This window comes from Streptomyces sp. NPDC006552 (assembly GCF_040611655.1).
Classification (GTDB): domain Bacteria; phylum Actinomycetota; class Actinomycetes; order Streptomycetales; family Streptomycetaceae; genus Streptomyces.
In genome coordinates, this window is sequence record NZ_JBEXOS010000025.1 from 1 (window position 1) to 25,332 (window position 25,332).

Below are 25,332 nucleotides of genomic sequence, written 5' to 3' on the forward strand. Positions count from 1 at the left end.
GAGACCGAGGACGTGCTGCGCGCGGCGGTGGCCCGGCTCGGCGTCGAGACCGAGTGGGGCGTGCGCCTGACCGGCGTCGAGCAGGACCCGGACGGGACGGTTGTCCATCGCGCCACCAAAAGGGGTGAACGGTCGTAACTTTCCCGCGCGCGTGACGTTTGGTCGCGCTAAGGGATCATTCCGCTACAGAAAGCTACGGAGGGTCAACCCTTGGGATAGACCCAGGGGTTGGGCTTGCACGTGATGCCATCGAGGCTCAGGAACTTGGTCTGCTGCTGCATGACCGGGGCCAACGCGCCGTTCTGTGAGCAGGTCACGTGGTTGTGGCCGAGCCGGTGGCCGACCTCGTGGTTGATGAGCATCTGCCGGTACGGGTAGATCGCGCCGCCGTGCAGCACGTCGTCGTAGGTCTTCGAACCCTGCGCCCATCGATAGGCGTTGATCATCACGCGCTTGGTGGCGGCGGAGTCGCACGACACGTTGTCCTCGGTCGTGTCCAGTCCCGACTTGGCGCACCAGGTGGCCGTGGTCCCGGGGCTGGCGAGGGTGATCACGAAGTTCGGCTCGCCGGAGGAGATGCGCTCGAACGTACGGGCGCCGTTGTGCGCCCAGCTCCGGCGGTCGTTCAGGGTCTTCTGCACCGCCTGCGCGAAGAGCGCGCCGTCGAGCCCGAGCCCCTTCTCCACGTCGATGCGGTACCGGAACTTCTCCCCGCGCCCCGGTGCCTTCTCGAACCCCGGGACCGCCTCGAACTTCCCCGGCCCCTTCAGGTTCGCGGCCAGGGGGTACTTCGTGCTCATCTTCTGCGCATACGTCGCCGGAACCGCCGGGGCGGCCTTCGACGGGGTGGCGCGGTCGTCCGAACGGGAGGCCGAACCGTCGTGGACGCGGGCGCCCCCGGCGGACCGCGCCTGCGCCTCGGCGGTGGAACCGCCGTCCCGGCCGGTGACCTGCCCGGCGACGACGACGGCGAGCACCGTGGTGACGGCCGCGGCGGCGATGCCGGTGTAGGTGAGGCCCTTGCCGCGCTTCTCCCGCCCGCCGTCGGGCCCGGTCGGGGCCGGTCCCGCATCCGGGACCGCGAGCACCTCGGAGACCGCGGCCGCCTCGTCGTCCCACGCCGTGACGGCGGCGTACGGGTCCTTGGAGGTGCCCTTGCCGAAGGCGTCGACGTACTCCTGGCGGGGCCGCTGGCGCGGCACGAACGGAGGGCCGTGCGGCGTCGTGGCGCCGCTCGCGGCACTCCGGGAGCCACCGGGCGCGCCCCAGCCGCCGCCGGGCTCCCGCTGCTCGGGGTGGCCGCCGCGCACGCGTGGCGGCTCGGCCCCCGGGTGCGGGCGGGTGGCGGAGGCAGGCGCCTCGACCGGCATCTCCACCGGCATCTCGGCAGGCATCTGGACCGGCGTCCGGCGCCGCCGCCCGGTGCCAGGGTGCGCCGGCCCGGGTGCGGCGGACGCCGCGGGTACGCGTGGCATGTCGGCGGTGTCGCCGTTGTCTGCCGGTTCTAGGCGGCTGTGCCGTCCCACTCGCCGCCTCAGCTCCCCTGCTCGGTCGTGCTCTTGGTCGTACCGTCCGTCGTGCTGTTCGCCGTGCTGTCCGTCGTGGTGCTCGTCGCGCTCTTCCTCGTGCCGTTCGTACTGCTCGTACCGCTCGTGCTGCTCCTGGCGGCGCTGTCCGTGCTTCCCGCCGTCCCGTCCCGGGTGATGTCCGGCGCGGTCGCGGGCGCACGATCGCGCTGCGGGTTCAACGCCTCGGTGTCCGCGAAAAGTTCCCGGAACGCCGCGGCGACCCGCTCCGGGTACTCCATCATGGCAACATGCCCCGCGTCCGGCAGCGTGAGGAGGCGCGAGTCCCGGTAGGTGCGCGCCGCGCGCGCCGCCATCCGGTACGAGACGAGCTGGTCGCGCCCCCCGTAGATGAGCAGGGTCGGCGCGAGGACCCGCTCGGCCTGGCGCCACAACCCGTGCTGGCCGCCGAGCGTATACGCGTTCACCACCCCGCGCGCGGAGCGGGCCATCGCGTCCCAGAAGTACGGCAGTTGCAGCCGGCGTTCCATCTCCTCCACGGCGGCCCGGAAACCCTCGGGCGAGACCCGGCCCGGGTCGCCGTAGCAGAGGGCCGTCACGCCGCGCACCCGCTGCTCGGGCGTCCACTCCTTGGTGAGGCGCGTGAAGAGAGCGGCGACACCGGGCAGGGCGAGCAGCCCCGTCGGCAGAGCGGTGCGCTGCACCCGCAGTTCGGGCAGGGCGGGCGAGACCAGCGTCAGGGTTCGGACGAGGTCGGGGCGGACGGCGGCGACGCGGGTGGTGACGGCGCCGCCGAGCGAGTTCCCGAAGAGGTGGACCGGGCCGCGGCCGCGCGCGTCGAGAAAACGGATCACCGCGCGCGCGTGCCCGGTCACCGAGTAGTCACCGTCGTCCGGCGGCGGTGAGTCACCGAAGCCGGGGAGGTCGACCGCCTCGCCGTCCACGCTGTCCTCCAGCAGCGGCATCAGCGCCGACCAGTTCTGCGAGGAACCGCCGAGTCCGTGCACGTACAGCGCGGGCGGCAGCCCGTCCCGCGCGGCCGGGCGGGACCGGACCGACAGTGTGAGCCCTGGCAGACCGACCGAGCGGAGCCGCTCCCCCTCCGCGACCTCGACGGTGCCCGGCTTGGGCACCGCGGCGGCGATGACGGGAGGCACGCGCGGCGAATCGGACGAAGACATGCGGGATATGTTACGAGACGATCACGCGCCGATTCGTGTGTTCGCCGTCACAGATAGCTCATAGTTCTGCCCAAAGCCCGGCTCTCATCCGGCCGGAGATCACATAGCGGCCCCTTCGGGTGTCTCCTACGCTCGATTCAGGGCACCCGCCCCGCACGTACACGTGAGGAAGGGAGCCATTCATGACCGTCGACCCCAGTGATCCCGAGACCTTCGCCACCGAGGAACCCCCGGAGATCGACGTGGAGGCCCCGGAGGCGGACACCGCCGAGCAGCTGACGGAGGTCTCCCCCGGCCAGGACGCCGACCTCGGAGCGACCGCGCGACCGGACAGCGCGGACGAGGGGGACCGGGCGGAACAGGCGCGGATCGTCGCGCTCGACGAGGACGACTACCGGTGACCGTGAGCCAGTGGCGGTGACGTCATGAAAGGCGTGGCAGTATGCGCCGCTTTGCGGACATAGGTGCGCCGGACGCCGCTTTCCCAGGCGTCCGGTCCGTGAAATTCTGCGCTCGCACCGCGCACATCACGGTTACCCAAAAGTACGATGACGGCGCGGCGCACACCGCGCACGGACGATTTTGGGAGGCGGCGTGACAGCCATCGAGCAGACGGAGGCAGCGCGCCCCAAGGGCACGCGCCTGCCGCGCCGAGCCCGACGCAATCAGCTCCTGGGCGCGGCCCAGGAGGTTTTTGTCGCGCAGGGGTACCACGCGGCCGCGATGGACGACATCGCCGAGCGGGCCGGGGTCAGCAAGCCGGTCCTCTACCAGCACTTCCCGGGCAAGCTCGACCTCTACCTGGCCCTGCTCGACCAGCACTGCGAATCGCTGCTGCAGTCGGTCCGTACGGCGCTCGCCTCCACGACGGACAACAAGCAGCGCGTCGCGGCGACGATGGACGCCTACTTCGCGTACGTACAGGACGACGGCGGCGCCTTCCGGCTGGTCTTCGAGTCGGACCTGACGAACGAGCCGGCGGTGCGCGAGCGCGTCGACCGGGTCAGCCTGCAGTGCGCCGAGGCCATCTCGGACGTGATCGCCGAGGACACCGGCCTGTCCAAGGACGAGTCGATGCTGCTCGCCGTGGGCCTGGGCGGCGTCTCGCAGGTCGTCGCCCGCTACTGGCTCTCCAGTGCCAGCCCGGTCGAGCGGGACAAGGCCGTCCAGCTGCTGACGTCGCTGGCCTGGCGCGGCATCGCCGGGTTCCCGCTGCACGGCGCGGACCAGCACTGAGGGCCCTGTGCCCACGCCGCGCACCCGTCACACGAATTTGTTCCCGTCCCGGTGTTCGCTCTTGGCGTGCTACCGGGGCGCCGGGTGCCTCGTCTCGCCGGGCTAGTGTTTGCTGCGTACGGCGCGCGGTCGTCCGCGCACATCACGGATCGTCGGAGGGACAAGGCCGTGGAGGTCAAGATCGGCGTGCTGCACACGCCCCGCGAGATCGTTCTGGAGAGCGGCCAGTCCGCCGAGGCGGTCGAGAGCGCGGTGTCCGAGGCATTGTCCGGCAAGGCGCAGCTGCTCTCCCTGACGGATGAGAAGGGCCGCAAGGTGCTGGTGCCGGCGGAGCGCCTCGCCTATGTGGAGATCGGCGAGCCGTCGGTGCGCAAGGTGGGCTTCGGCCCGCTGTAAAGCACCGACCAGCAGCGAAGCAGTACGGGTAAGGGCCCGACGGCGACTGTGCCGTCGGGCCCTTACCCGTACTGGGTTACTCGCTCTGTACCCGCGGATGCCGCCCTGCGTTCACAGGGCACGCACATCGGGCTCACACGGGGAGGGTTGCGTTCCGGGTGCCGGGGGTAGACCGGCTAGAACCGATTTGCACCCACTGGCAGCGCGGGAGGGACCCTCATCATGCTTCTTGAAGCTCTCGGCTCCGCACTGCTCGGCCTGGCCCTCGCATGGGCCGCCGGCCAGCGTGTACCGCACCGCCTTCCGTCGCGCACCCTGGTGCTGCCGACCGGGATCGCGGGCGCTCTGTTCGGAGCCTTCATCACTCACAGCGCGCTGGGCGCGGGCCACGCGCTCGCCACGCTCGTCGGCGCGTTCGTCCTGGCGACGGCCCTGCTGTCGCTGCTGCTGCGCCCGGCGCGGGGCAGAGCGCACCGGCTGAGCCCGAACCCGTAGCCGGGCTCCAGCGGGGCGCGTGACCGCGTGCAGGGCTACGCGGCGAGGCCCAGGGCCGCCATCCGCTTGGTGTGCGCCTCGGTGATCCGCGAGAACATCCGGCCGACCTCGGCAAGATCGAACCCGTCGGCCACGCCCCCGACCAGCATCGTCGACAGCGCGTCACGGTCGGCGACCACCCGCTGCGACTGCGACAGGGCCTCGCCCATCAGCCGGCGTGCCCACAGAGCGAGCCGGCCGCCCACGCGCGGGTCGGCGTCGATCGCCGCGCGCACCTTCTCGACGGCGAACGAGGCGTGCCCGGTGTCGTCGAGCACGGCGAGCACCAGGGAGCGGGTGTCGGAGTCGAGCCGGGCCGCGACCTCACGGTAGAAGTCACTGGCGATCGAGTCCCCCACGTACGCCTTGACCAGCCCTTCCAGCCAGTCCGACGGGGCGGTCTGCTTGTGGAAGCCGTCGAGGGCGCCGACGAAAGGGTCCATCGCGTCGGTCGGCTCGACGCCGATCGCCGAGAGCCGGCCGCGCAACTGCTCGAAGTGGTGGAACTCGGCGGAGGCCATCTTCGCCAGCTCCGCCTTGTCGGCCAGGGTCGGCGCCAGCTTGGCGTCCTCAGCGAGGCGCTCGAACGCGGCCAGCTCCCCGTACGCGAGGGCGCCGAGCAGGTCGACGACGGCGGCGCGGTAGTGCGCGTCCGCGGACGCGGTGGCCCAGTCCTGGGCGGCGATCCCGGTCGGTGCGGGGGTCGCTTCGGCGGACGGCGTGGCGTTGTCAGGCGTCTCCATGAAGCGCACAATAGCCCGCTCGCCGCCCCCCGGAACTCCCTGGTCAAGGAGTGTGACAACGACTACGTGACCAATTCGGCCATCGCGCCTGCGGGTTTCCGGGGTATGGTGGTAAAGAGCCCGCCGAGTGCAAGCCCGAATTCTTGGCGCTTGCGCATACACGCGACGGGCCGCACGAATGAGGATGCCCGGTCGGAGGCCCGATCGGCTCCGACCCGACAGCCCTCCAGCCGGTCCGTCACACGACGTACGGCACGAGGAGGGGCCCTCAGCGGTACGAGCGCTCGAGCGTCGGCAGTGGTCCCGCGTCACCCGGTCCACCCGCACCCGCGGATCGAGACCGGCGTAACACCGGCACGGTCACGACCCCCGCGTTCGCCTCGCACCGCACCTCACAGAAGAGGCAGCACCCTGACTACGCAGACTTCCACCTTTCGTCAACTGGGCATCCTGCCCGAGACCGCCGAGGCCCTGGAGGCCGTCGGCATCGTCACCGCCTTCCCCATCCAGGAGATGACGCTCCCCGTCGCCCTCTCGGGCTCGGACGTCATCGGCCAGGCCAAGACCGGCACGGGCAAGACCCTCGGTTTCGGGCTGCCGATCCTGGAGCGCGTCACCGTCCCCGCGGACGTCGAGGCGGGCCGGGCCAGGCCCGAGCAGCTGACCGACGCCCCGCAGGCGCTCGTCGTCGTCCCGACGCGCGAGCTGTGCACGCAGGTGACCAATGACCTGCTGACCGCCGGCAAGGTGCGCAATGTGCGCGTGCTCGCCATATATGGCGGCCGTGCCTACGAGCCCCAGGTCGAGGCTCTGAAGAAGGGCGTCGACGTGATCGTCGGCACCCCGGGCCGCCTGCTCGACCTCGCCGGCCAGAAGAAGCTCGACCTCTCGCACGTGAGGGTGCTCGTCCTCGACGAGGCCGACGAGATGCTGGACCTCGGCTTCCTGCCCGACGTCGAGAAGATCATCAACTATCTTCCGCCGAAGCGGCAGACGATGCTGTTCTCGGCGACCATGCCGGGCGCCGTCATCGGCCTGGCCCGCCGGTACATGTCGCAGCCCACCCACATCAGCGCCACCTCGCCGGACGACGAGGGCGCGACCGTGCGCAACACCGCGCAGCACGTGTACCGCGCGCACAACATGGACAAGCCCGAGATGGTCGCGCGCATCCTGCAGGCCGACGGCCGCGGGCTCACGATGATCTTCTGCCGGACCAAGCGGACCGCCGCCGACATCGCGGAGCAGTTGCAGAAGCGCGGCTTCGCCTCCGGCGCCGTCCACGGCGACCTCGGCCAGGGCGCGCGCGAGCAGGCGCTGCGCGCGTTCCGCAACGGCAAGGTGGACGTGCTGGTCTGCACCGATGTCGCCGCGCGCGGTATCGACGTGGACGACGTCACGCACGTCATCAACTACCAGACGCCCGAGGACGAGAAGACGTACCTCCACCGCATCGGCCGCACCGGCCGCGCGGGCAAGAAGGGCATCGCGATCACGCTGGTCGACTGGGACGACATCCCGCGCTGGCAGCTGATCAACAAGGCGCTCGACCTGAAGTTCAACGACCCGGTCGAGACGTACTCCTCCTCGCCGCACCTGTACGAGGAGCTGAACATCCCGGCCGGCACCAAGGGTGTTCTGCCGCGCGGCGAGCGGACGCGCGCCGGACTCGCGGCCGAGGAGATCGAGGACCTGGGTGAGACCGGGGGCCGCGGCGCCTCGCAGCGTGGCCGTGGTGGCCGTCCGTCGCAGGACCGGGACCGCGACCGGGGTGGCCGTGACCGCGACCGCGGTGGCCGGGACCACGACCGCGACCGTGACCGTGATCAGGAGCGTGCGGCTCGCACCCCGCGCCGCCGTCGCCGCACGCGCAACGGCGAGCCGGTGGCCGCGGAGGCGACCACCGTCGCCCCGGCGCCCGTCACGTCCGCGCCCGTCACGCCCGCACCTGTGGTCGAGGACGCCGCCGGACCGCGCACGCCGCGCCGCCGTCGCCGTACGCGCGGTGCCGCGCAGTCCGCTCCCGCCGCCGCTTCTGTGGCCGAGGCCGTCGTCGAGACGGTCGCGGCCGTCCCCGCGCAGGTGGCCGAGCCGGCCGCCGTCGAGGCCGAGGCTCCGGCCGTGCCCCGTCGTCGGACGCGCAAGAGGGCGGACGCCGTCGCCGTGACGGCCGAGGCCGTCGCGCCGGTCGCCGAGCCCGTCCAGGCGGAGGCCGCGGTGACCGCGCCGCGCCGTACGCGCAAGAAGCCGGAGGTCACCGTCGACCCGGCGGAGGCCGTCGAGACCAAGCCGGCCCGCACGCGCAAGAAGGCCACCGCGCCGGTCGAGGCCGCCGCGGAGGCGGCCGAGGCCGCGCCGAAGCGCACGCGCAAGAAGGCTGTCGCGCCGGTCGAGGCCGCCACGGAGACCGCGGAGGCCGCACCCAAGCGGACCCGCAAGAAGGCTGTCGCGCCGGTCGAGACCACCACGGAGGCGGCTGAGGCCGCACCCAAGCGGACCCGCAAGAAGGCCACCGCGCCGGTCGAGACCACCACGGAGGCGGCCGAGGCCGCACCCAAGCGCACGCGCAAGAAGGCTGTCGCGCCGGTCGAGACCGCCGCCGACGTCACCGAGGCCGCTCCCAAGCGGACTCGTAAGAAGGCCGTCGCCGCGGTTCCGGCGCAGGCCGAGGGCGAGGCCGCCGAGGCCAAGCCGAAGCGGACCCGCAAGAAGGCCGTCGCCGCGGTTCCGGCGCAGGCCGAGGCCGGGACCGACGCCGAGGCGAAGCCGAAGCGCACGCGCAAGAAGGCCGTGGCCAAGGCCCCCGAGGCCTGATCCGCACCGCGCCCGACGAGGCCCGGATCCCGCACCGCGGGGTCCGGGCCTCTGCCGTGGGCCCCCGGGACGCCCGAACCCCGCGGCCGCGTAACCTCACCGCATGAGCAGGCCCCACACCTTCACCCCGCCGCCCGGCACCCGCGCCCACGTCCTGCGCACCGCCCGAGGCGACTTCGCCGCGCTCGTCGGTGAGCCCGCGTCCGGCCCCGTACGGGGTACCGCGCTGCTGGTGCCGGGGTTCACCGGCAGCAAAGAGGACTTCATCGCGCTGCACGTGCCCCTGACCGCCGCCGGATACCGCACCGTCAGCGTCGACGGCCGCGGCCAGTACCAGACGGCCGGCCCCAGGGACGACGAACGCCCCTACGCGCAACCGGAGTTGGCGCGGGACGTACTCGCCCAGGCCGCCGCGCTCGGCCCCGCCAAGATCCATCTGCTCGGCCACTCGCTCGGCGGGCTCATCGCGCGCGCCGCGGTCCTCGCCGACCCGGCCCCGTTCGCCTCGCTGACGCTGATGGCGTCCGGCCCGGCTGCGGTCACCCCGGCGCAGCAGCAGCGCGTCGAACTGCTGCAGGCCGCGCTGGCCACGCTCGACCTGGCGCAGGTGCTGGAGGCCGTGCAGGCCATGGAGGCGGCCGACCCGGCCGACGACGTGATCGAGGCGCGCGGGGACGAGGCGGAGCTGCGCGAGCGCTGGCTGAGCAACAGTCCGGCCCAACTCATCGCGACCGGGCGGCAGTTGCGGAGCGAGCCGGACCGGGTCGACGAACTGGCCGCGCTCGCGCTGCCCGTGCACGTCCTGTCCGGCGAGCGGGACGAGGCCTGGCCGGTGCCGCTGCTCGACGAGATGGCACGGCGGCTCAAGGCCGAGCGGACCGTGATCACGGGCGCCGAGCACTCCCCCAACACGGACCGCCCGGACGAGACGGCCGCGGCCCTCAGTGCCTTCTGGGACCGCCACCCGGTCTGGGCGGACGGCGTCCCGCACCTCTAGAACTGCGCCTGAAGATGCGCCCAGAACCCGTCCCGCAGCGCCCGCCGCAGATCGGACTGGCCGCGCAGGGAGTACTGGAGGATGGCCTCCGCCTCGACCAGCAGCTCCTGGTCGACCGGGCCCGGCAGGTAGGGGTGGCCGGGCAGCACCTCGGCGAACGCCTCGCGGCCGCGCTCCCCGAGCCACTGCGCCGCGATCCGCGCCCCGGCGAAGCGGACCTGCTCGCGGGTGGGGCGCGGCGCGTCCCCGGCCTCGTACGACGTGAGGGCGCGCCGGGACACGTACGGCTTGAAGAAGTCGAGGTCGAGCGTGCGCTGGCTGTCGACCTCCCACAGGAGCGGTTCGGCCTGGTTGGGTCCGCCGACCGCCTCGATGCCCCACAGGTGGACGCGGGCGCCGTAGCCCTGGGCGGCCTCGACGGCGGAGACCAGGTCCTCGTCGCCGCCGAGCAGGGCCGCGTCGCTGATGGCGCGGTGGCGGGCGAGGGACTCCAGGTCGCTGCGGATGAGGGAGTCGACGCCCTTCTGCTGGTTGTTCGCGTTCAGGTTGCCGAGGCGGACCTTGACGTCGGGCAGTGCGGCGATGGACTGCTGCTCGGTGGTGTGCATGCGGCGGCGCGCGCCGTCGTACCAGTAGACGCGCAGCAGCCGGCTGTCCGCGAAGATCGTGCGGGCCTTGTCGATCAGGGCGTCGATGAGCCCTTCGGCGTCCAGGTCGAAGGAGCGCCGGTCCTCGGTGCCGGCGACGAGGCGGCCCGCGGCCGCGTACAGGTACCCCGCGTCCACGAAGATCGCGTTCGTGGACGGGGTCTTGGCGACCTCGGCCAGCATCCGTCTGAGCAGATCGTTCGTGGTGGCGAGGCGGTCCTCGACGGCGGCGAGGGGGCCGTCCGGGTGGGTTGCGTTCATCGCCGTCCATTGTCCCCGGGCGTCACGGACCGTGCACGACCGGCCCCGCTACCCGCAAGTAATTAGGTTCTCGAAAAATTTCTTTAGCGTAGGGAATGTTTGCTGGGGGCAACTCGTTATCCCCTACAGAACGTGGGGCACTCTGGCCCCGCAATCCACTCTTAACGGTCAGGCAACCGCCTGGCCGTACGGCAGGTTCACCATGGTGAACCTGCACCAGTAGTTCTCCTTCAGGAGGATCACCAGACGAAGGGAGAAGCCCTTGCGCTTCGAAATCATGCGTCTTGACGACGTCGACGGTACCGCCGTGGACACCACCGTCGTGGACGCCGCCTCCGTCAACCGGATCGTTCAGCAGGCGGCCGCCATAGGGCAGCGCCTCTACATCCGCCCGGCCGAGTCGTCCGCCTCATAACGGCGAGCGACTCACACTCTTCGAAGCCCCCGTGCGCACGACGCGTACGGGGGCTTCGCGTGTCCGGGCCCGAGCGGGCGGTCAGCTGTTCTGGATCACCTGGGTCACGCCGTTGATGATCTGCTGCACGGCGATCGCGGAGAGCATCATGCCGGCGAGCCGGGTCACGAGGACCACGCCACCGTCCTTGATGATGCGGATGATCACCAGCGAGTAGCGCATCACCAGCCACAGGACCACATGGATGGCGAGGATCGCCGTCCACACGGAGAGCTGCGTGGTGACCGAGTGCGCCTTCTGGACCGCCAGGATCACCGAGACGATCGCGCCGGGTCCGGCGAGCAGCGGCATGCCGAGCGGGACGAGGGCGACGTTCACGTCCTTCGTCTGCTGCGGTTCGTCGTTCTTGCCGGTGAGCAGGTCGAGGGCGATGAGCAGGAGCAGCAGACCGCCCGCGATCATCAGGGCCGGGACCGAGACGTGCAGGTAGTCGAGGATCTGGTGACCCAGGACGCCGAAGACGGCGATGACGCCGAAGGCGACGCACACCGCCTGGAAGGCCATGCGCTTCTGGACCTTGGCGGGGCGGCCCGCGGTGAGGGCGAGGAAGATCGGAGTGATTCCGGGGGGATCCATGATCACGAAAAGCGTGAGAAAAAGGGATCCGAAAACGGCGACGTCGAACACGATGTGGGCTTGCCTTGCGGGTGTTGAGCCGGAGCGCGGCAGAAGGGCGCGCGCGGCCGGCGAGCGGAGATGAGGGGGCGGACCGGGAGAAGAAGGAGGGGCGGGCCGGAGGGTCAGACGGAGCGTCCGCCGGCGCCGGGCACCGGGAAGGCGCCCGTGGCACGGCGCGTGATCTCCCCGTAGATCTCGGGGTCCGTCGTGTACTCGCCGAGCACACACGTCTTGCGGCTGCCGTGGTAGTCCGAGGAGCCGGTGGTGAGCAGGCCGATGTCGGCGGCCAGGCCGCGCAGCCGGTCCCGGGTCGCCGCGTCGTGGTCCATGTGGTCGACCTCGATGCCGTCGAGACCGGCCGCGGTCAGCTCCGCGATCGCCGACTCCGGGACCGTCCTGCCGCGCTTGGCCGCGCCCGGGTGGGCGAAGACCGTGACCCCGCCCGCGGCCTTGACCAGGCGGATCGCCTCGAAGGGGTCCGTCTCGTGCTTGGCGACGTAGGCGCGGGCGCCGTCGGCCAGCCACTCGGGCGTGAACGCGTCGGAGACCGTGGGCACGACGCCCAGCTCGACGAGGGCGGAGGCGATGTGCGGGCGGCCGACCGAGCCGTCCCCGGCGATCCGGGCGACCTGGTCCCAGGTGACGGGGACACCCAGCTCGTTCAGCTTGGCGATCATGCCCTTGGCGCGCGGGACGCGGTCGTCGCGGACCAGCTCGCGCTCGGCGAGCAGCGCGGGCTCCTCGGGGTCGAACAGGTAGGCCAGCATGTGCAGGCCCACGCCGTCGAGGCGGCAGGAGAGTTCGGCGCCGGTGACCAGGGTCGGTCCGTCCGGGAGCCCGTCCAGCGCGGCGATCGCCTCGGCGTGGCCGCGGGTGGAGTCGTGGTCGGTGAGCGCCACGACGTCCAGTCCGGCCGCCGCCGCGCCCCGCACCAGCTCGGCCGGGGTGTCCGTGCCGTCGGAGGCGGTGGAGTGGGTGTGCAGGTCGATGCGCACGGCTGCGTACTCCAGGCTCGGACGGACGGGAACGGTCCCCTTCGTACGGCTCACGGCGGACAGTTCGTACAGAGGGGACCGCTCAAGGGTAACGGGACTTCCGGACACCGCCGCCACTGCCCGACCGGCGCCGGGCCCTTGCGGCTCGCTGCCCCGTACGGGCCCGGGCCCGTACGGGACACCGCCCCGGTCGGACATGGGTCTCTTGCGGCTCGCTGCCCCGGCCGGGCGCGGGTCTCTTACAGCTCACCACCCCAGCCGGACCCGAGGCCCCGTACGGCTACCACCCACGACAAGGCCCGCACCCCATACGGCCCCCCGCCCTGACCCGACGCGGAGCGCTACAGCTCTCCGCCCTCCAGGATCCGCGGCGACAGCGCCCCGCACGGCAGCAGGTCGACCTCCGCGCCCGCGTCCCGCAGGTCCGTGAGGACCAGCTCGTCGTACATCAGCAATCCGGACTGCTCGGGCCAGACGATGCCCCACAGCCACAGCCCACACGCCTCGCCCGCGAAGACGGCGCGGTCGGGGGGCGCGCCCGCGACATGCCACATCGGCGTCGGCCGGCCGGCCGCGAGCAGCTTGACCTGCGGCGGTCCGGAGACGTCCAGGGACGGGCCGGGGTCGGGGCCGTCGATGCCCGCGTAGCGCGCGCCGAGTCCGACGCCGAGCTCCTCGGCGACGAGCACCAGCTCACCGATGCCGCCGAGGGGGCCGGGCCCGGAGCAGGCGACGGCGGTGGCGCGGCCGCCGGTGCGGTCGTCCCCCGCGTCGGCCACGCCGGTGAAGAGCCAGCCGACCGGGAGCGGCCACGGCATCCAGACGGGCACCTGGGCGCGGCGCACCACGACGCCGAGGGCTTCGACGCTGGGCGGGATCACGGGCTGCAGCGGGTGCACCGGGCCGTGCGCGTCGCACTGCCAGGAGTCGGAGAAGAGGCCGGGAGCCCTGACCCGGCCACCACACTTCGGGCAACTGGGTTCGCCCCTCATAAAGCTCCACGGTCCTCCCCGTCCCGCGTCGCGTCAAGGACGATCACCCGTCCGGAGGCGGCCGCGGCGGGGTGGCCGGAGCGGACCCCCGTACCGATCTAGATGTAACTTGCATTAATTAGCTCGGCTAACTTATTATGTGCATAGGCCAACGATCCGTGGAGACGTGGAAACAAGGAGCCGGTATGAGCCACAGCACCACAGGAGGTCCCGCCGAAGGGGACACGCTCGACGCGGGGGCGACCAGCCTGCTGCGTCAGCCGAAGGCGGTCTGGGCGACCGCCGGGGCATCCGTCGTCGCCTTCATGGGCATCGGGCTCGTCGACCCGATCCTGCCCTCCATCGCCAAGGGGCTCCAGGCGACGCCCAGCCAGGTCTCCCTGCTCTTCACCTCCTACTTCCTCATCACCGCCGTCGCGATGCTGGTGACCGGGTTCGTCTCCAGCCGGATCGGCGGCAAGAAGACCCTGCTCGCCGGGCTCGCGCTCGTCGTGGTCTTCGCCGCGCTCGCCGGCACCTCCGGCTCGGTCGGCGAACTCGTCGGCTTCCGCGCCGGCTGGGGCCTGGGCAACGCCCTCTTCGTCTCGACCGCTCTCGCCGTCATCGTCGGCGCCGCGGCCGGCGGCAGCGCCGCCGCGATCCTGCTCTACGAGTCCGCGCTGGGCCTCGGCATGGCGTGCGGGCCGCTCGTCGGCGCCCTGCTCGGCAACGCGAGCTGGCGCTACCCGTTCTTCGGCACGGCCGCGCTGATGGCCATCGGGTTCGTCTGCATCACGGTGTTCCTGAAGGAGCAGCCCAAGCCCGCCACCAAGACGTCGATCCTGGACCCGATCAAGGCGCTGGGCCACGGCGGTCTCGCCTCGGCGGCGATCTCCGCGTTCTTCTACAACTACACGTTCTTCACGGTGCTGGCCTTCACGCCGTTCGTGCTGAACATGACGCCGTACAAATCGGGCGGCGTCTTCTTCGCCTGGGGTGTCCTGCTCGCCCTGTTCTCGGTGATCGTCGCACCGCGCATGCAGGCCCGGTTCGGTTCGCTGAAGGTGCTCGGCGGTTCGCTGGTGCTGCTCGCCGTGGACGTGCTCGTCCTCGGCTACGGCGACCACACCGCGGCGGTCGTCTGCACGATCCTGTCCGGCGCCTTCATCGGCGTGAACAACACCGTCTACACCGAACTCGCGCTCGGCGTCTCCGACGCGCCGCGCCCGGTGGCCAGCGCCGGCTACAACTTCGTGCGCTGGTTCGCCGCGGCCGCCGCCCCGTTCTTCGCGCCGAAGATCGAGGAGTGGAGCAACATCCACGTCCCGTTCGTGGTCGCCGCCGTCACGGCGGTGCTCGGCGCCCTCGTCGTGTGGGTCCGCAGGAACGCGCTCACCCACGAGGCCGAGGAGCTGGAGCCCCGGCACGCCGCCGAGGACAGCGTGAGCGTCTTCGCGCAGTAGGGACCGCGATAGGGAGCGTCAGTCGAACGTCACGGGCCTGCGCAGCGGATCGCGCAGGTCCGTCCCGCTGTTCAGCCACTTCTCCTGGAGCGCGGCCGCGCCGTGCACCCGCTTCCACGCCGCCTCGTTCTGTGTCATGGGCAGCAGCGGCAGGAACCGTACGGGGTCGAGCGGCTCGTCCAGGTCCAGGTCCTCGACCAGGCCGCCCGGCTCCGCCACGAGGACCGAGGTGAACGGGGCGCCCGGCCACAGCGGCTCGCCCACGTCGAGCGAGGCGCCGGGGGCCACGACGACACCCTCGACCTGTGGTGAGGCGGCCAGGACGGCGAGCGGGCGCAACACCTTGTCCGTGTCGGCGAGCCCCGCGCGGACCGTCAGGACCAGTTCGGCGCGCGGCCCCGCGACGGGGTCGGCGAGGGTCGCGGTGGGGTCGGCCATCGGGGACGCCGACATGCCGAGACTCGCGTACCGGACCAGGCCCTGATCGTGGTCGGTGAAGCGCAGCACCTCGATCCGGTCGGTGCCGAGGAACGTGACCGCCGCGCGCGCGTCCGGCTCGCCGAGGGCCGTGCTCAGCCGGGCTTCCACCAACGCCAGAACTTCTGCCATCCCGCGAGCATAGAACTCGCATGCAACGGGTAAAGAAGGGGATCGCTTCTTCAGTCGGCTGATAGTCTTGGCCGCTGGTCGGGATGGTGCGCAGCGCGTACCCGCCGGAGGCTCCGGGAGCCTTCGAAGAACCGAACCACACATGTCCCCCACGGGGGACCGGCCGGAGGAGGTGGGGCTGTCATGGATCGAAGTCGACCGTGCAGTATCACCCGTTCTTCCCGCCTCTAGGCCCGCACGCCCCTTCGCAGTCAGCAGGTTTCTCTGCTCATCGGGCTGCCCGCGTAAGCCGGAAGAGCGCTTCATCACCGCCTGATCATTCCGGTCTTCCTGGTCGGAATCAGTAAGCGAAGCCGCCCAGCGTCGGTCGGTGCTCCCCGCTTTGTGGACGTGCAGCATGTCCCATCGGCACGGACGTCCTCATTCCGGGTAGTTCCACCCGTCACGGCGCGGCTCCCGCCCGCGAAGGAGCCTGCCCATGTCGATGATCCGCGACCTGCGTGCCGCCGTCCGCCCCTCACTGCGCAAGAGCGTGGCCCCGTACGGCAATGAGGCCCGTGCCTCCTACGACTCCACCCGCGACCCCTCGGCCGTCTCCGCGGTCGTCGACTGCGCGGTCTACCGCGACGGGGCCCGCGCCGACTCCCCCGCCTGCCTCACGCCCCGCGAGGCCCGCCTCCAGGTGCGCCGGGACGGGGGCTTCGCCTGGATCGGCCTGCACGAGCCGACCGAGGCCGAGTTCGCCGGGATCGCCGCCGAGTTCGGACTGCACCCGCTCGCCGTCGAGGACGCGGTCCACGCGCACCAGCGGCCCAAGCTGGAGCGGTACGACGACACCCTCTTCACCGTCTTCAAGACCATCCACTACGTCGAGCACGCCGAACTCACCGCCACCAGCGAGGTCGTGGAGAGCGGCGAGGTCATGTGCTTCACCGGGCGGGACTTCTTCATCACGGTGCGCCACGGCGGCCAGGGCTCGCTGCGGGCGCTGCGCCACCGGCTCCAGGAGGACCCGGAGCTGCTCGCCAAGGGGCCGAGCGCGGTGCTGCACGCCATCGCCGACCACGTCGTCGACGGCTACCTCGCGGTCGCCGACGCGATGCAGGACGACATCGACGAGGTCGAGACCGAGGTCTTCTCCCAGACCGGCAAGGGCGCCCCGCGCGGCTCCGACGCGGGCAGCATCTACCAACTCAAGCGCGAGGTACTGGAGTTCAAGCGTGCCGTCGCTCCGCTGCGCCGTCCGCTCGCGCTGCTGAGCGAGCGGCCGATGCGGCTGATCGACCCGGACATCCAGAAGTACTTCCGGGACGTCGCCGACCACCTGGAGCGCGTGCAGGAGCAGGTCGTCGGCTTCGACGAACTGCTCAACTCCATCCTCCAGGCCAATCTCGCCCAGGCCTCCGTCGCGCAGAACGAGGACATGCGCAAGATCACTTCGTGGGCCGCGATCGTCGCCGTGCCGACCATGGTCTGCGGGGTGTACGGCATGAACTTCGAGCACATGCCCGAGCTGCACTGGCGGTTCGGCTATCCGCTCGTCCTGAGCGTCACCGTCGCCGCCTGTTTCGCGATCCACCGGACCCTGAAGCGCAACGGCTGGCTGTGAGCGGCCGGGGCCGCCCTCGTTAGGCTGGCCGCATGACGACTGAACTGCTCGATGCCGCCCTCGTCGAGGAGGCCACCAAGAAGTCCGGGCTCATCTGGGTCCGCGGCGCACAGGGTGTGGAGCGCGCGCTGTGGCACGTGTGGCACGAGGGCGCGGCGCTCGTGGTCGGCGACGGGCCCGGCGAGCAGCCGCTGCCCGGCCTCGCCGACGGCGGCGCGGCCACGGTCACCGTACGCAGCAAGGACAAGGGCGGGCGGATCGTCGGTTGGCGGGCGACGGTCGTGGAGGTCGCGGCCGGTACGCAGGCGTGGGACGCGGCCGTCGCGGAGCTCAAGGGCAAGCGGCTGAACGCGGCCGACGGGGAGGAGATGCCCGCGCGGTGGGCCCGGGAGTGCCGGATCGTCCGGCTGGAGCCCGATCTGGGGGCGGGGTTGCCGGCCGCCTCGGAGGGTGATCTCGCGGCGCCGCCTGTGCCGACGCCTGCGACCACGCGTGACGCGGTGCCCGCGGGGTTGCCTCGGCTGCTCGGGCGGCGCCGTCGGCCATAAGGGCCCCCGGGTCGGGGTGGAGTCCTGGGGGCTCTGCCCCCGGACCCCCGGTCCTCCATCGCCGGACGGGCTTGATCTTCGCCGCTGTGTTCTATGAGGTCGGGAGTGCCCGCCCGTAGTCCACCGTCTCCGTCGACTTCGGTTCCGTCAGGGTGAAGTCGTGGCCCCAGTCCGTCAGGCGCAGGGTGCCCGCGCCACCGGCCCGCTCCAGGCGCACCGGGTACGCCGTGCCCTCCAGGGAGACGTCGAGCGTGCCGCCGGCCCCCTCGTCGCCGGTGAGCTGGATGGTGCGGGTGCCGCCGGACGTGCCGTGGTCGCCCTTCTTGAGGGCTCCGTGCAGCGTGAGCAACCCGTCGAGCAGCACGTCCTTGTCCGTGAACGTGCTGAGCCGCTTGTACGCCGGATCGCCGGCCGGCACCTTCACGTACTTGCCGTCCAGCTTCTGCGCGGCCGCGCCGTCCCCCGGCCCGTTGCCGGCGTCGTCGGAGTGCGTCCAGAAGTCGGCGCCCGCCTTGAGGTACAGGTGCTCGCCGACGCGCAGCAGCCGGAACGTGCTGGCGCCGCTGGTCACCGAGCCCGAGCCGCCGTCGCCCCGCAGCCGCATGTCGAGCTTGTACGTCCGGCCGCCGCTGACCACCGTGCCGGCCAGGTGCACGGTCTGCGCGCCCTGCGCCGCCTTGACCGTACGGCTCTGGATAGCGGCGGGTGCCAGCTTGCCGACCCCGTTGGTGCCGGCGTCCGGGTCGTCCCCGCCGCAGCCCGCGAGTCCGGCCGCGGCTCCCGTGCACAGCGCGCCGACCAGTAGTGTCCTGCGGACACGGCGGGGCAGGGGAAGTGCGGTCACGGGCGGGCTACCTCTCGTACGGCATGGGGCTCGGCGGCCGTACGGCAGCGTACCTGTGACATCTGCGGTTACTCGTACGGGTCCCGAAGACGCCAGGCGCAAAGGCGTGTTCGACGGGCACCGGATAGCCTGACCACGGAATCGGCCGCATACAGGGATGAATCAGCAGTAAAGGTGGTAAGCGAAGGCATGGCAGCAGTGGCTCCGCGGATCTTCGTCTCCCACCTCTCCGGTATCGCCGTCTTCGACCCGAACGGGGACCAGGTCGGGCGCGTACGCGATCTCGTCGCCATGGTCCGGGTGGGGCGGCGCCCGCCGCGGCTGCTCGGGCTCGTCGTCGAGCTCTCCACCCGCCGCCGCATCTTCCTGCCCATGACCCGGGTCACCGGTATCGAGTCGGGCCAGGTGATCACGACGGGCGTGCTCAACGTCCGGCGCTTCGAACAGCGCCCCACCGAACGCCTCGTCCTCGGCGAGATGCTCGACCGCCGCGTCCGGCTCGTGGAGACGGGCGAGGAGGTCACCGTCCTGGACGTCTCCATCCAGCAGCTGCCCGCCCGGCGGGACTGGGAGATCGACCGGGTCTTCGTCCGCAAGGGCAAGGGCGGCACCTTCCGGCGCAAGGGAGAGGCGCTGACCGTCGACTGGTCCGCCGTCGACGGCTTCTCGGTGGAGGAGCACGGCCAGGGCGCCGAGAACCTCCTCGCCACCTTCGAACAGCTGCGCCCCGCCGACCTCGCCAACGTGCTGCACCACCTCTCCCCCAAGCGCCGCGCCGAGGTCGCCGCCGCCCTCACGAACGAGCGCCTCGCCGACGTCCTCGAAGAGCTGCCCGAGGACGACCAGATCGAGATCCTCGGCAAGCTGAAGGAGGAGCGCGCCGCCGACGTGCTGGAGGAGATGGACCCGGACGACGCCGCCGACCTCCTCGGCGAACTCCCCGAGGCCGACAAGGAGCGCCTGCTCGCCCTCATGCGGCCCGGCGACGCGGCCGACGTGCGGCGCCTGATGGCCTACGAGGACAAGACCGCGGGCGGCCTGATGACCACGGAGCCCATCGTGCTGCGCCCGGATTCGACCGTCGCCGACGCCCTCGCCCGCGTCCGCAACCCCGACCTGTCGCCCGCGCTCGCCGCGCAGGTCTACGTCTGCCGACCGCCCGACGAGACGCCGACCGGCAAGTACCTCGGCACCATCCACTTCCAGCGGCTGCTGCGCGACCCCCCGTACACGATGGTCAGCTCGATCCTCGACGAGGATCTCCAGGCCCTCTCACCGGACGCGCAACTCCCGGAGATCGCCGGGTTCTTCGCGACGTACGACATGGTCGCGGCGCCCGTCGTCGACGAGGGCGGCTCGCTGCTGGGCGCCGTGACCGTGGACGACGTGCTGGACCACATGCTGCCCGACGACTGGCGTGAGCAGGAGTTCCTCCCCCATTCCCTCGGCTTCGCCCGCGCAGGAGGCACCCCCGTACCGGAAGACGTGACCCATGGCGACTGACGAACGCGATCCGCGGGCCGTGGCGGAGACGCAGCGCCGTCCCCGCACCCGGCTCGACCAGCCGCTGCCGCCCCGGCGCAGGATCCTGCCGGACTACGACCCCGAGGCCTTCGGACGGCTGTCCGAGCGCATCGCGCGGTTCCTGGGGACGGGCCGGTTCATCGTCTGGATGACGGTGCTGATCATCGCCTGGGTCGCGTGGAACGTGGCGGCCCCCGACCATCTGCGGTTCGACACCTACCCGTTCATCTTCCTGACCCTGATGCTCTCGCTCCAGGCCTCGTACGCCGCTCCGCTGATCCTGCTCGCGCAGAACCGGCAGGACGACCGCGACCGGGTCAACCTCGAACAGGACCGCAAGCAGAACGAGCGGTCGATCGCCGACACCGAGTATCTGAGCCGCGAGGTGGCGGCCCTGCGCATCGGTCTGGGCGAGGTCGCCACCCGCGACTGGATCCGCTCCGAACTGCAGGACCTCCTCAAGGAGCTGGAGGAGCGGCAGCGCAGCGGCGTGTTCCCGCCGCAGGCCGGGCGCGGACGTGACGTAGACGACCGCTGACGGGGCTTTCCGTGCCCCGGTTACCGCGCCGTACTATCGGTCGTATGGCTACGGAAGACGCGGTGCGCGAGGCGCTCGCGACAGTGAACGACCCCGAGATCCAGCGACCCATCACCGAACTGGGGATGGTCAAATCGGTGGACATCGGTGCGGACGGAGCCGTCGCGGTCACCGTGTACCTGACCGTCTCCGGCTGCCCGATGCGCTCGACGATCGAGAACAACGTGAAGGAGGCGGTCGGCCGCGTCGACGGCGTCACGCGCGTCGACGTCACGCTCGACGTGATGAGCGACGAGCAGCGCAAGGAGCTGGCCGCCGCGCTGCGCGGCGGGACCGCCGAGCGCGAGGTGCCGTTCGCCAAGCCCGGCTCCCTGACCCGCGTCTACGCGGTCGCCTCCGGCAAGGGCGGCGTCGGCAAGTCCTCGGTGACGGTGAACCTGGCGGCGGCGATGGCCGCCGACGGCCTGAAGGTCGGCGTCGTCGACGCGGACATCTACGGGCACAGCGTCCCGCGCATGCTCGGCGCCGACGGCAGGCCCACCCAGGTCGAGAACATGATCATGCCGCCGTCGGCGAACGGCGTGAAGGTCATCTCCATCGGCATGTTCACGCCCGGCAACGCGCCGGTGGTGTGGCGCGGCCCGATGCTCCACCGCGCCTTGCAGCAGTTCCTCGCGGACGTCTTCTGGGGCGACCTGGACGTGCTCCTGCTCGACCTGCCGCCGGGCACCGGTGACATCGCCATCTCCGTGGCGCAGCTGGTGCCGAACGCCGAGATCCTCGTCGTGACGACGCCGCAGCAGGCCGCCGCCGAGGTCGCCGAGCGGGCCGGCTCCATCGCCGTGCAGACGCACCAGAAGATCGTCGGCGTCGTCGAGAACATGTCGGGGCTGCCCTGCCCGCACTGCGGCGAGATGGTCGACGTCTTCGGTACCGGCGGCGGCCAGACGGTCGCCGAGGGCCTGACGAAGACGACGGGCGCGACCGTGCCGGTCCTCGGCTCCATCCCGATCGACGTGCGGCTGCGCGAGGGCGGTGACAACGGCAGGCCGGTGGTGCTCAGCGACCCCGACTCCCCGGCCGGCTCGGCGCTGCGCGCCATCGCGGGCAAGCTCGGCGGACGCCAGCGCGGCCTGTCGGGCATGTCCCTGGGACTCACCCCGCGCAACAAGTTCTGAGCGCACGCGAAGGCGGGCCGCACCTCGATCGGTGCGGCCCGCCTTGCGTGCGTCAGGCCAGCTCCGCGATGTCCTTGACCACGGAGAAGGCGAGCCCGTACGCGCTCATGCCCCGCCCGTACGCGCCCAGGTGCACCCCGGCCTGCGTGGACCCGGCCAGCACCCAGCCGTACTCGGACTCGCGGTAGTGGAACGGCGTCGGCACCCCGTCCACCGGCAGCGACAGCGTCGCCCAGTCCTCGGAGCCGAGATCGTCGGCGAGCACCCAGGCCGTCTCGGTCTGCTGGTCGAGCCAGTCGTCGCGCAGGGTGTGATCCATCTGGCCCGGCCAGGTGTACGAGAGCAGTCCGACCCCGGCCAGCCAGGCCGCGGACGAGACCGATGTCGCGTCCAGCACGCCCGTGCCGTCGGCGCTGCGCCGTACGGGGTTGGCGGCGACGGTCACCACGACCGCGAACCGCTCCGTGTCCTGCGTGCCCTCGCTGCGCACGGAGGGCTCCTCACCGTGCCCGATCGACCCGTGCTCGACGGACCCGTCCGCCGTGCTGCCGACCTGCATCAGCCAGCGCGGTCCCGTGAACGCCTCGTCGAGGCCGTACCAGGGGAAGGGCGCCAGCAGGTAGCCGTCGACCGTGCGCCGGGCCGCGGGGTCCGCCTCGGCCCCCTCGGGGTCCGGCGCCTGCGCGCCCACCCGACTCGTCGTCTCCATGTACCCGGCCGCCTCCTCGCTCTCGTACGGACCGCAGCGGCCCGCCCCCCTCGGGCGTTCTCACATCCGGTCCGCGCAACAACAAGGCAGAATGCCACACCGGGTCCGGCGGGCCCGGCTCCCAGCAGTGTGGTTCAGGTCGCGTCGGCGTCGAACGGCGGGCGGTCGGCGGCCGCCGGCTTCTCGGGGCGCTTCTCCATGTCGGGGCCCTTGCGCATGTTCACCGCAGCGCCGGAAGCGGCGCCGGACGCGCTCGGGGAGGAGCCCGCGGAGCCGGAGTCCTCCAGCTCACCGACGGTGTGCACCGCCTCGGTGACCTCGGCCATCTCCTTCTTCAGGTCGAAGCCGTTGCGGATCTCCTTGAGCCCCAGCTCGTCACTGTCCAGCTGCTTGCGGATGAACGTCTTGGGGTTCAGGTCCTCGAACTCGAAGTCCTTGAACTCCGGGCCCAGTTCGCTGCGGATGTCTTCCTTCGCGCTGTCGGAGAACTCGCGGATCTTGCGTATGGTGCGCGAGACGTCCTGGATCAGCTTCGGCAGCTTGTCGGGGCCGAAGACGAGCACGGCCAGCACGACGAGGGTGACGACCTCCAGTGGGCCAATGTCGTTGAACACCTTGCGCTCCTAGCGTGTCCTCGGCCCGCGGCGGTCTTCAGTAGCAGGTCTGTGGCAGGGTCCGGCACCGGACCGGTGTCCACGGTACCCGGCCATGCTGTCCGTCCGGTAGCCACTGGGCCACGTCCAGGGATCACCGGGGCCCTCGCCGCGCGCCACGGCCGGTCAGTTCCCGTCCGCCGAACCGAGGACGAGCGTCACCTCTTGCTGCTTCCCGTTCCGTTCCAGCGTGATGTCCAGCTCGTCCTTGGGGCGGTGGGCGCGGATCTTGACGATCAGCTCCTCGCCGGAGTGCACCCGGACACCGTCGACCTTCGTGATCACGTCACGCGGCTCGATGCCCGCCCTGGCGCCGGGGCCGCCCGGGCTGACGGCGGAGCCGCCGTCGTTGCCCTTCGTACCGACCCGGGCGCCGTCTCCCGCGTAGGCCATGTCGAGCGTGACGCCGATCACCGGGTGGGTGGCCTTGCCGGTGTTGATCAGCTCCTCCGCCACGCGCTTCGCCTGGTTGACCGGGATGGCGAAGCCGAGGCCGATCGAGCCGGACTGGCCGCCCTCCACCTCCGAGCCGCTGTCGGCGGAGCGGATGGCGCTGTTGATGCCGATGACCCGGGCCTTCGTGTCGACGAGTGGGCCGCCGGAGTTGCCCGGGTTTATCGGGGCGTCCGTCTGCAGGGCGTCGACGTAACTGACGTCGGTGCCGTCGCCCTTCTCGCCGCCCGCCGTGATGGGCCGGTCCTTGGCGCTGATGATGCCGGAGGTGACGGTGTTGGCGAGGTCGAAGGGGGCGCCGATGGCGACGACGGGGTCGCCGACCCGCACGTTCTCCGAGTTGCCGAGCGCCAGCGGCTTGAGGCCGCGGACGCCGGAGACCTTGAGGACGGCGAGGTCGTAGCCGCTGTCGTGGCCGACCACGTCCGCGTCGGCGCTCTGGCCGCCCGCGAAGGTGACCGATATCCGCCCGTTGGACCCGGCCGGCTCCACAACGTGGTTGTTGGTGAGGATGTGGCCGCGGGTGTCGAGGACGAAGCCGGTGCCGGTGCCCTGCTCCGAGGAGCCTTTGGTGTGGATGGTGACGACGCCGGGCAGCGCGCTGGCGGCGATGCCGGCGACGCTGTCGGGGGCGCGGTGGGAGGACTCGGCGCCGGCCTGCGGGAGTTCGACCTCTGCCCCGCCGTTGCGTTCCAGGTAGGACCCGATGGCGCCGCCCACGACACCGGCCACGAGCGCGAGCAGGACGGCGCCGAGCGCCACCGCCCGCTTCGGCCTCCCGCCACGGGGCTCCGCCGCCGCGACGGGCGCGGCCCAGGGGTCGTACCGCTGCCAGGGCCCGCCCCCGGACGCGGCGGCGTCGGGGTCCGGCGGGTAGGGCGGGTGCTGGGTCGCGGCCGGGTAGGGCGGTTGCTGAGCTGCGGCCGGGTAGGGCCCCGGCTGGGCCGGACCCTGACCGCTGCCGGGGCAGGGCTGCTGCGCGGGCAGGGGGGCGGGGGCCGGGTCACCCGGGTAGGGCTGCTGCGGGACCGGGCCGGGTTCGCCCGGGTAGGGCCCCGGCTGGGGCTGAGCGGAGGCGCCGCCCGGGTGGGACTGGAGCGGGGCCGGGCCGGGGCCGGCCGGGTAGGGCCCCGGCTGGGCGCCGATCGTTTCCCCCGCGTGCGCCCCGCCGCCCGGGTGGGGCTGTATCGGGGCCGGGCCGGGTTCGCCCGGGTAGGGCCCCGGCTGGGCGCCGACGGCCTCCCCCGGGTGCGTCCCAGGCGCCGTGCTCATGCCCACCGTGCTCGTGCCGCGGGCCGGGGTGGTCGCCGGGTGCTGCACGGGCGGCGCCGGCGCCCACGGCCCCGGCTCGCCGTACGGAGGCGTGCTGTACGGGTCGGGGTCGTGCAGCGGCCGCGGCGCCTCCGCCACCGGCGGCTGCCGGTACGCGTCCGGCACGGCGTCGGCCACGTCTGCCCGGTCCGCGGGCTGTGCGAGCTGTACGGGACCGCCGTCCGCACCCATCGGGGCAGCAGGCGGGCCGGGCTCTACGTGGGGCGCCGGATCAGCCCCACCCGGGGCCGAACCACCGAGAGCGGGGTCCCCGGCACCGTCCACCGGCGCGGACGCAGGCGCGGGCAGATGCCAGTCACCGTCATCCGCGGCGCCCCCGGCGTCCGGTCGGGGGCGGCTCCACCACTTCGCCTTTGTGGGCTTGCCCTCGTCCATGTCCCGCCGCTCTCCCCGCACCTCGCCCCCGGCACCACGCCAGGGGCTCCTACGCGCGCGCTCCGGGTCGGACCCGGAGCGCGGGCTCACCAGGATTCAACCA

General features: G+C 72.1%; 25 protein-coding genes. 13 read left to right on the forward strand and 12 right to left on the reverse strand.

What is annotated here, in order from left to right:
* Window positions 1-203: 203 nt before the first annotated feature.
* Together ABZY33_RS16580 and ABZY33_RS16585 are read right to left on the reverse strand one after the other, a co-directional pair.
* Window positions 204-1,475 (reverse strand): DUF3152 domain-containing protein, encoded by a 1,272-nt coding sequence (locus ABZY33_RS16580; RefSeq protein ID WP_356492283.1) that lies wholly within the window; start codon window positions 1,473-1,475, stop codon window positions 204-206.
* Between the two features lie 59 nt (window positions 1,476-1,534).
* On the reverse strand, window positions 1,535-2,707 hold the full coding sequence (locus tag ABZY33_RS16585; RefSeq protein WP_356492284.1) for an alpha/beta hydrolase: 1,173 nt from the start codon (window positions 2,705-2,707) through the stop codon (window positions 1,535-1,537).
* Window positions 2,708-2,889: 182 nt separating this feature from the next.
* Between ABZY33_RS16585 and ABZY33_RS16590 the strand changes: the two genes are divergently transcribed.
* The 4 genes from ABZY33_RS16590 (at window position 2,890) to ABZY33_RS16605 (ending at window position 4,834) form a co-directional block, all read left to right on the forward strand.
* Window positions 2,890-3,108 carry a hypothetical protein gene (locus ABZY33_RS16590; RefSeq protein WP_356492285.1) on the forward strand — a complete coding sequence of 73 codons (219 nt, stop codon included), beginning with the start codon at window positions 2,890-2,892 and terminating at the stop codon, window positions 3,106-3,108.
* Window positions 3,109-3,301: 193 nt separating this feature from the next.
* A complete protein-coding gene (locus ABZY33_RS16595) occupies window positions 3,302-3,943 on the forward strand; it encodes a TetR/AcrR family transcriptional regulator (RefSeq protein WP_356492286.1) in 642 nt (213 codons plus the stop codon).
* Between the two features lie 168 nt (window positions 3,944-4,111).
* Window positions 4,112-4,339: a DUF3107 domain-containing protein gene (locus ABZY33_RS16600; RefSeq protein ID WP_356492287.1), complete on the forward strand. Its 228-nt coding sequence runs from the start codon at window positions 4,112-4,114 to the stop codon at window positions 4,337-4,339.
* Between the two features lie 222 nt (window positions 4,340-4,561).
* Window positions 4,562-4,834, forward strand: a complete 273-nt coding sequence (locus tag ABZY33_RS16605; protein ID WP_356492288.1) for a hypothetical protein — start codon at window positions 4,562-4,564, stop codon at window positions 4,832-4,834.
* A gap of 35 nt (window positions 4,835-4,869) precedes the next feature.
* Here ABZY33_RS16605 and ABZY33_RS16610 read toward each other — a convergent pair whose 3' ends face one another.
* Window positions 4,870-5,616, reverse strand: coding sequence for a ferritin-like fold-containing protein (locus ABZY33_RS16610; RefSeq protein ID WP_356492289.1), 747 nt, complete (start codon window positions 5,614-5,616; stop codon window positions 4,870-4,872).
* Between the two features lie 513 nt (window positions 5,617-6,129).
* On the opposite strand from ABZY33_RS16610, the gene ABZY33_RS16615 reads away from it, so the two are divergent.
* Together ABZY33_RS16615 and ABZY33_RS16620 are read left to right on the forward strand one after the other, a co-directional pair.
* Window positions 6,130-8,430, forward strand: a complete 2,301-nt coding sequence (locus tag ABZY33_RS16615) for a DEAD/DEAH box helicase (protein WP_356492290.1) — start codon at window positions 6,130-6,132, stop codon at window positions 8,428-8,430.
* 103 nt (window positions 8,431-8,533) lie between these two features.
* On the forward strand, window positions 8,534-9,427 hold the full coding sequence (locus ABZY33_RS16620) for an alpha/beta hydrolase (protein WP_356492291.1): 894 nt from the start codon (window positions 8,534-8,536) through the stop codon (window positions 9,425-9,427).
* Here ABZY33_RS16620 and ABZY33_RS16625 read toward each other — a convergent pair.
* Entirely contained in the window at window positions 9,424-10,335 is a 912-nt protein-coding gene (locus ABZY33_RS16625; protein ID WP_356492292.1) for an NYN domain-containing protein, read from the reverse strand. The genes ABZY33_RS16620 and ABZY33_RS16625 overlap by 4 nt on opposite strands.
* Before the next feature lie 262 nt (window positions 10,336-10,597).
* On the opposite strand from ABZY33_RS16625, the gene ABZY33_RS16630 reads away from it, so the two are divergent.
* Window positions 10,598-10,750 carry a hypothetical protein gene (locus ABZY33_RS16630; RefSeq protein WP_181512666.1) on the forward strand — a complete coding sequence of 51 codons (153 nt, stop codon included), beginning with the start codon at window positions 10,598-10,600 and terminating at the stop codon, window positions 10,748-10,750.
* A gap of 81 nt (window positions 10,751-10,831) precedes the next feature.
* Here ABZY33_RS16630 and ABZY33_RS16635 read toward each other — a convergent pair whose 3' ends face one another.
* From ABZY33_RS16635 to ABZY33_RS16645, 3 genes are all read right to left on the reverse strand, one after another.
* On the reverse strand, window positions 10,832-11,437 hold the full coding sequence (locus tag ABZY33_RS16635; protein ID WP_356492293.1) for a MarC family protein: 606 nt from the start codon (window positions 11,435-11,437) through the stop codon (window positions 10,832-10,834).
* Between the two features lie 113 nt (window positions 11,438-11,550).
* Complete coding sequence (locus ABZY33_RS16640; RefSeq protein ID WP_356492361.1) at window positions 11,551-12,423, reverse strand: PHP domain-containing protein; 873 nt, start codon at window positions 12,421-12,423, stop codon at window positions 11,551-11,553.
* A gap of 341 nt (window positions 12,424-12,764) precedes the next feature.
* Entirely contained in the window at window positions 12,765-13,415 is a 651-nt protein-coding gene (locus tag ABZY33_RS16645; protein ID WP_356492294.1) for a DUF6758 family protein, read from the reverse strand.
* A gap of 185 nt (window positions 13,416-13,600) precedes the next feature.
* Between ABZY33_RS16645 and ABZY33_RS16650 the strand changes: the two genes are divergently transcribed.
* Window positions 13,601-14,857, forward strand: coding sequence for an MFS transporter (locus ABZY33_RS16650; protein WP_356492295.1), 1,257 nt, complete (start codon window positions 13,601-13,603; stop codon window positions 14,855-14,857).
* An 18-nt stretch (window positions 14,858-14,875) separates the two neighbouring features.
* Here the strand turns inward: ABZY33_RS16650 and ABZY33_RS16655 are convergent, their stop codons facing one another.
* Window positions 14,876-15,466, reverse strand: a complete 591-nt coding sequence (locus ABZY33_RS16655; RefSeq protein WP_356492296.1) for a suppressor of fused domain protein — start codon at window positions 15,464-15,466, stop codon at window positions 14,876-14,878.
* A gap of 478 nt (window positions 15,467-15,944) precedes the next feature.
* On the opposite strand from ABZY33_RS16655, the gene ABZY33_RS16660 reads away from it, so the two are divergent.
* Together ABZY33_RS16660 and ABZY33_RS16665 are read left to right on the forward strand one after the other, a co-directional pair.
* Complete coding sequence (locus ABZY33_RS16660) at window positions 15,945-17,075, forward strand: magnesium and cobalt transport protein CorA (protein ID WP_356492297.1); 1,131 nt, start codon at window positions 15,945-15,947, stop codon at window positions 17,073-17,075.
* A 32-nt stretch (window positions 17,076-17,107) separates the two neighbouring features.
* Window positions 17,108-17,623: a hypothetical protein gene (locus ABZY33_RS16665; protein ID WP_356492298.1), complete on the forward strand. Its 516-nt coding sequence runs from the start codon at window positions 17,108-17,110 to the stop codon at window positions 17,621-17,623.
* 91 nt (window positions 17,624-17,714) lie between these two features.
* Here ABZY33_RS16665 and ABZY33_RS16670 read toward each other — a convergent pair whose 3' ends face one another.
* Complete coding sequence (locus ABZY33_RS16670; protein ID WP_356492299.1) at window positions 17,715-18,467, reverse strand: hypothetical protein; 753 nt, start codon at window positions 18,465-18,467, stop codon at window positions 17,715-17,717.
* Between the two features lie 189 nt (window positions 18,468-18,656).
* Between ABZY33_RS16670 and ABZY33_RS16675 the strand changes: the two genes are divergently transcribed.
* From ABZY33_RS16675 to ABZY33_RS16685, 3 genes are read left to right on the forward strand one after another with little or no spacing between them, the layout of a single operon-like run.
* Window positions 18,657-19,970, forward strand: a complete 1,314-nt coding sequence (locus tag ABZY33_RS16675; RefSeq protein ID WP_356492300.1) for a CBS domain-containing protein — start codon at window positions 18,657-18,659, stop codon at window positions 19,968-19,970.
* Window positions 19,960-20,529 carry a DUF1003 domain-containing protein gene (locus ABZY33_RS16680; protein WP_356492301.1) on the forward strand — a complete coding sequence of 190 codons (570 nt, stop codon included), beginning with the start codon at window positions 19,960-19,962 and terminating at the stop codon, window positions 20,527-20,529. Before ABZY33_RS16675 ends, ABZY33_RS16680 begins: the two co-directional genes overlap by 11 nt.
* 44 nt (window positions 20,530-20,573) lie before the next feature.
* A complete protein-coding gene (locus tag ABZY33_RS16685) occupies window positions 20,574-21,707 on the forward strand; it encodes an Mrp/NBP35 family ATP-binding protein (RefSeq protein WP_356492302.1) in 1,134 nt (377 codons plus the stop codon).
* Between the two features lie 52 nt (window positions 21,708-21,759).
* Here the strand turns inward: ABZY33_RS16685 and ABZY33_RS16690 are convergent, their stop codons facing one another.
* From ABZY33_RS16690 to ABZY33_RS16700, 3 genes are all read right to left on the reverse strand, one after another.
* The gene (locus ABZY33_RS16690) at window positions 21,760-22,416 is read right to left on the reverse strand and encodes a hypothetical protein (RefSeq protein WP_356492303.1); all 657 of its coding nucleotides are present in this window, start codon (window positions 22,414-22,416) and stop codon (window positions 21,760-21,762) included.
* Between the two features lie 134 nt (window positions 22,417-22,550).
* A complete protein-coding gene (locus ABZY33_RS16695) occupies window positions 22,551-23,030 on the reverse strand; it encodes a sec-independent translocase (protein ID WP_356492304.1) in 480 nt (159 codons plus the stop codon).
* Between the two features lie 165 nt (window positions 23,031-23,195).
* Window positions 23,196-25,229, reverse strand: coding sequence for a trypsin-like peptidase domain-containing protein (locus ABZY33_RS16700; protein WP_356492305.1), 2,034 nt, complete (start codon window positions 25,227-25,229; stop codon window positions 23,196-23,198).
* Between the last annotated feature and the right edge of the window lie 103 nt (window positions 25,230-25,332).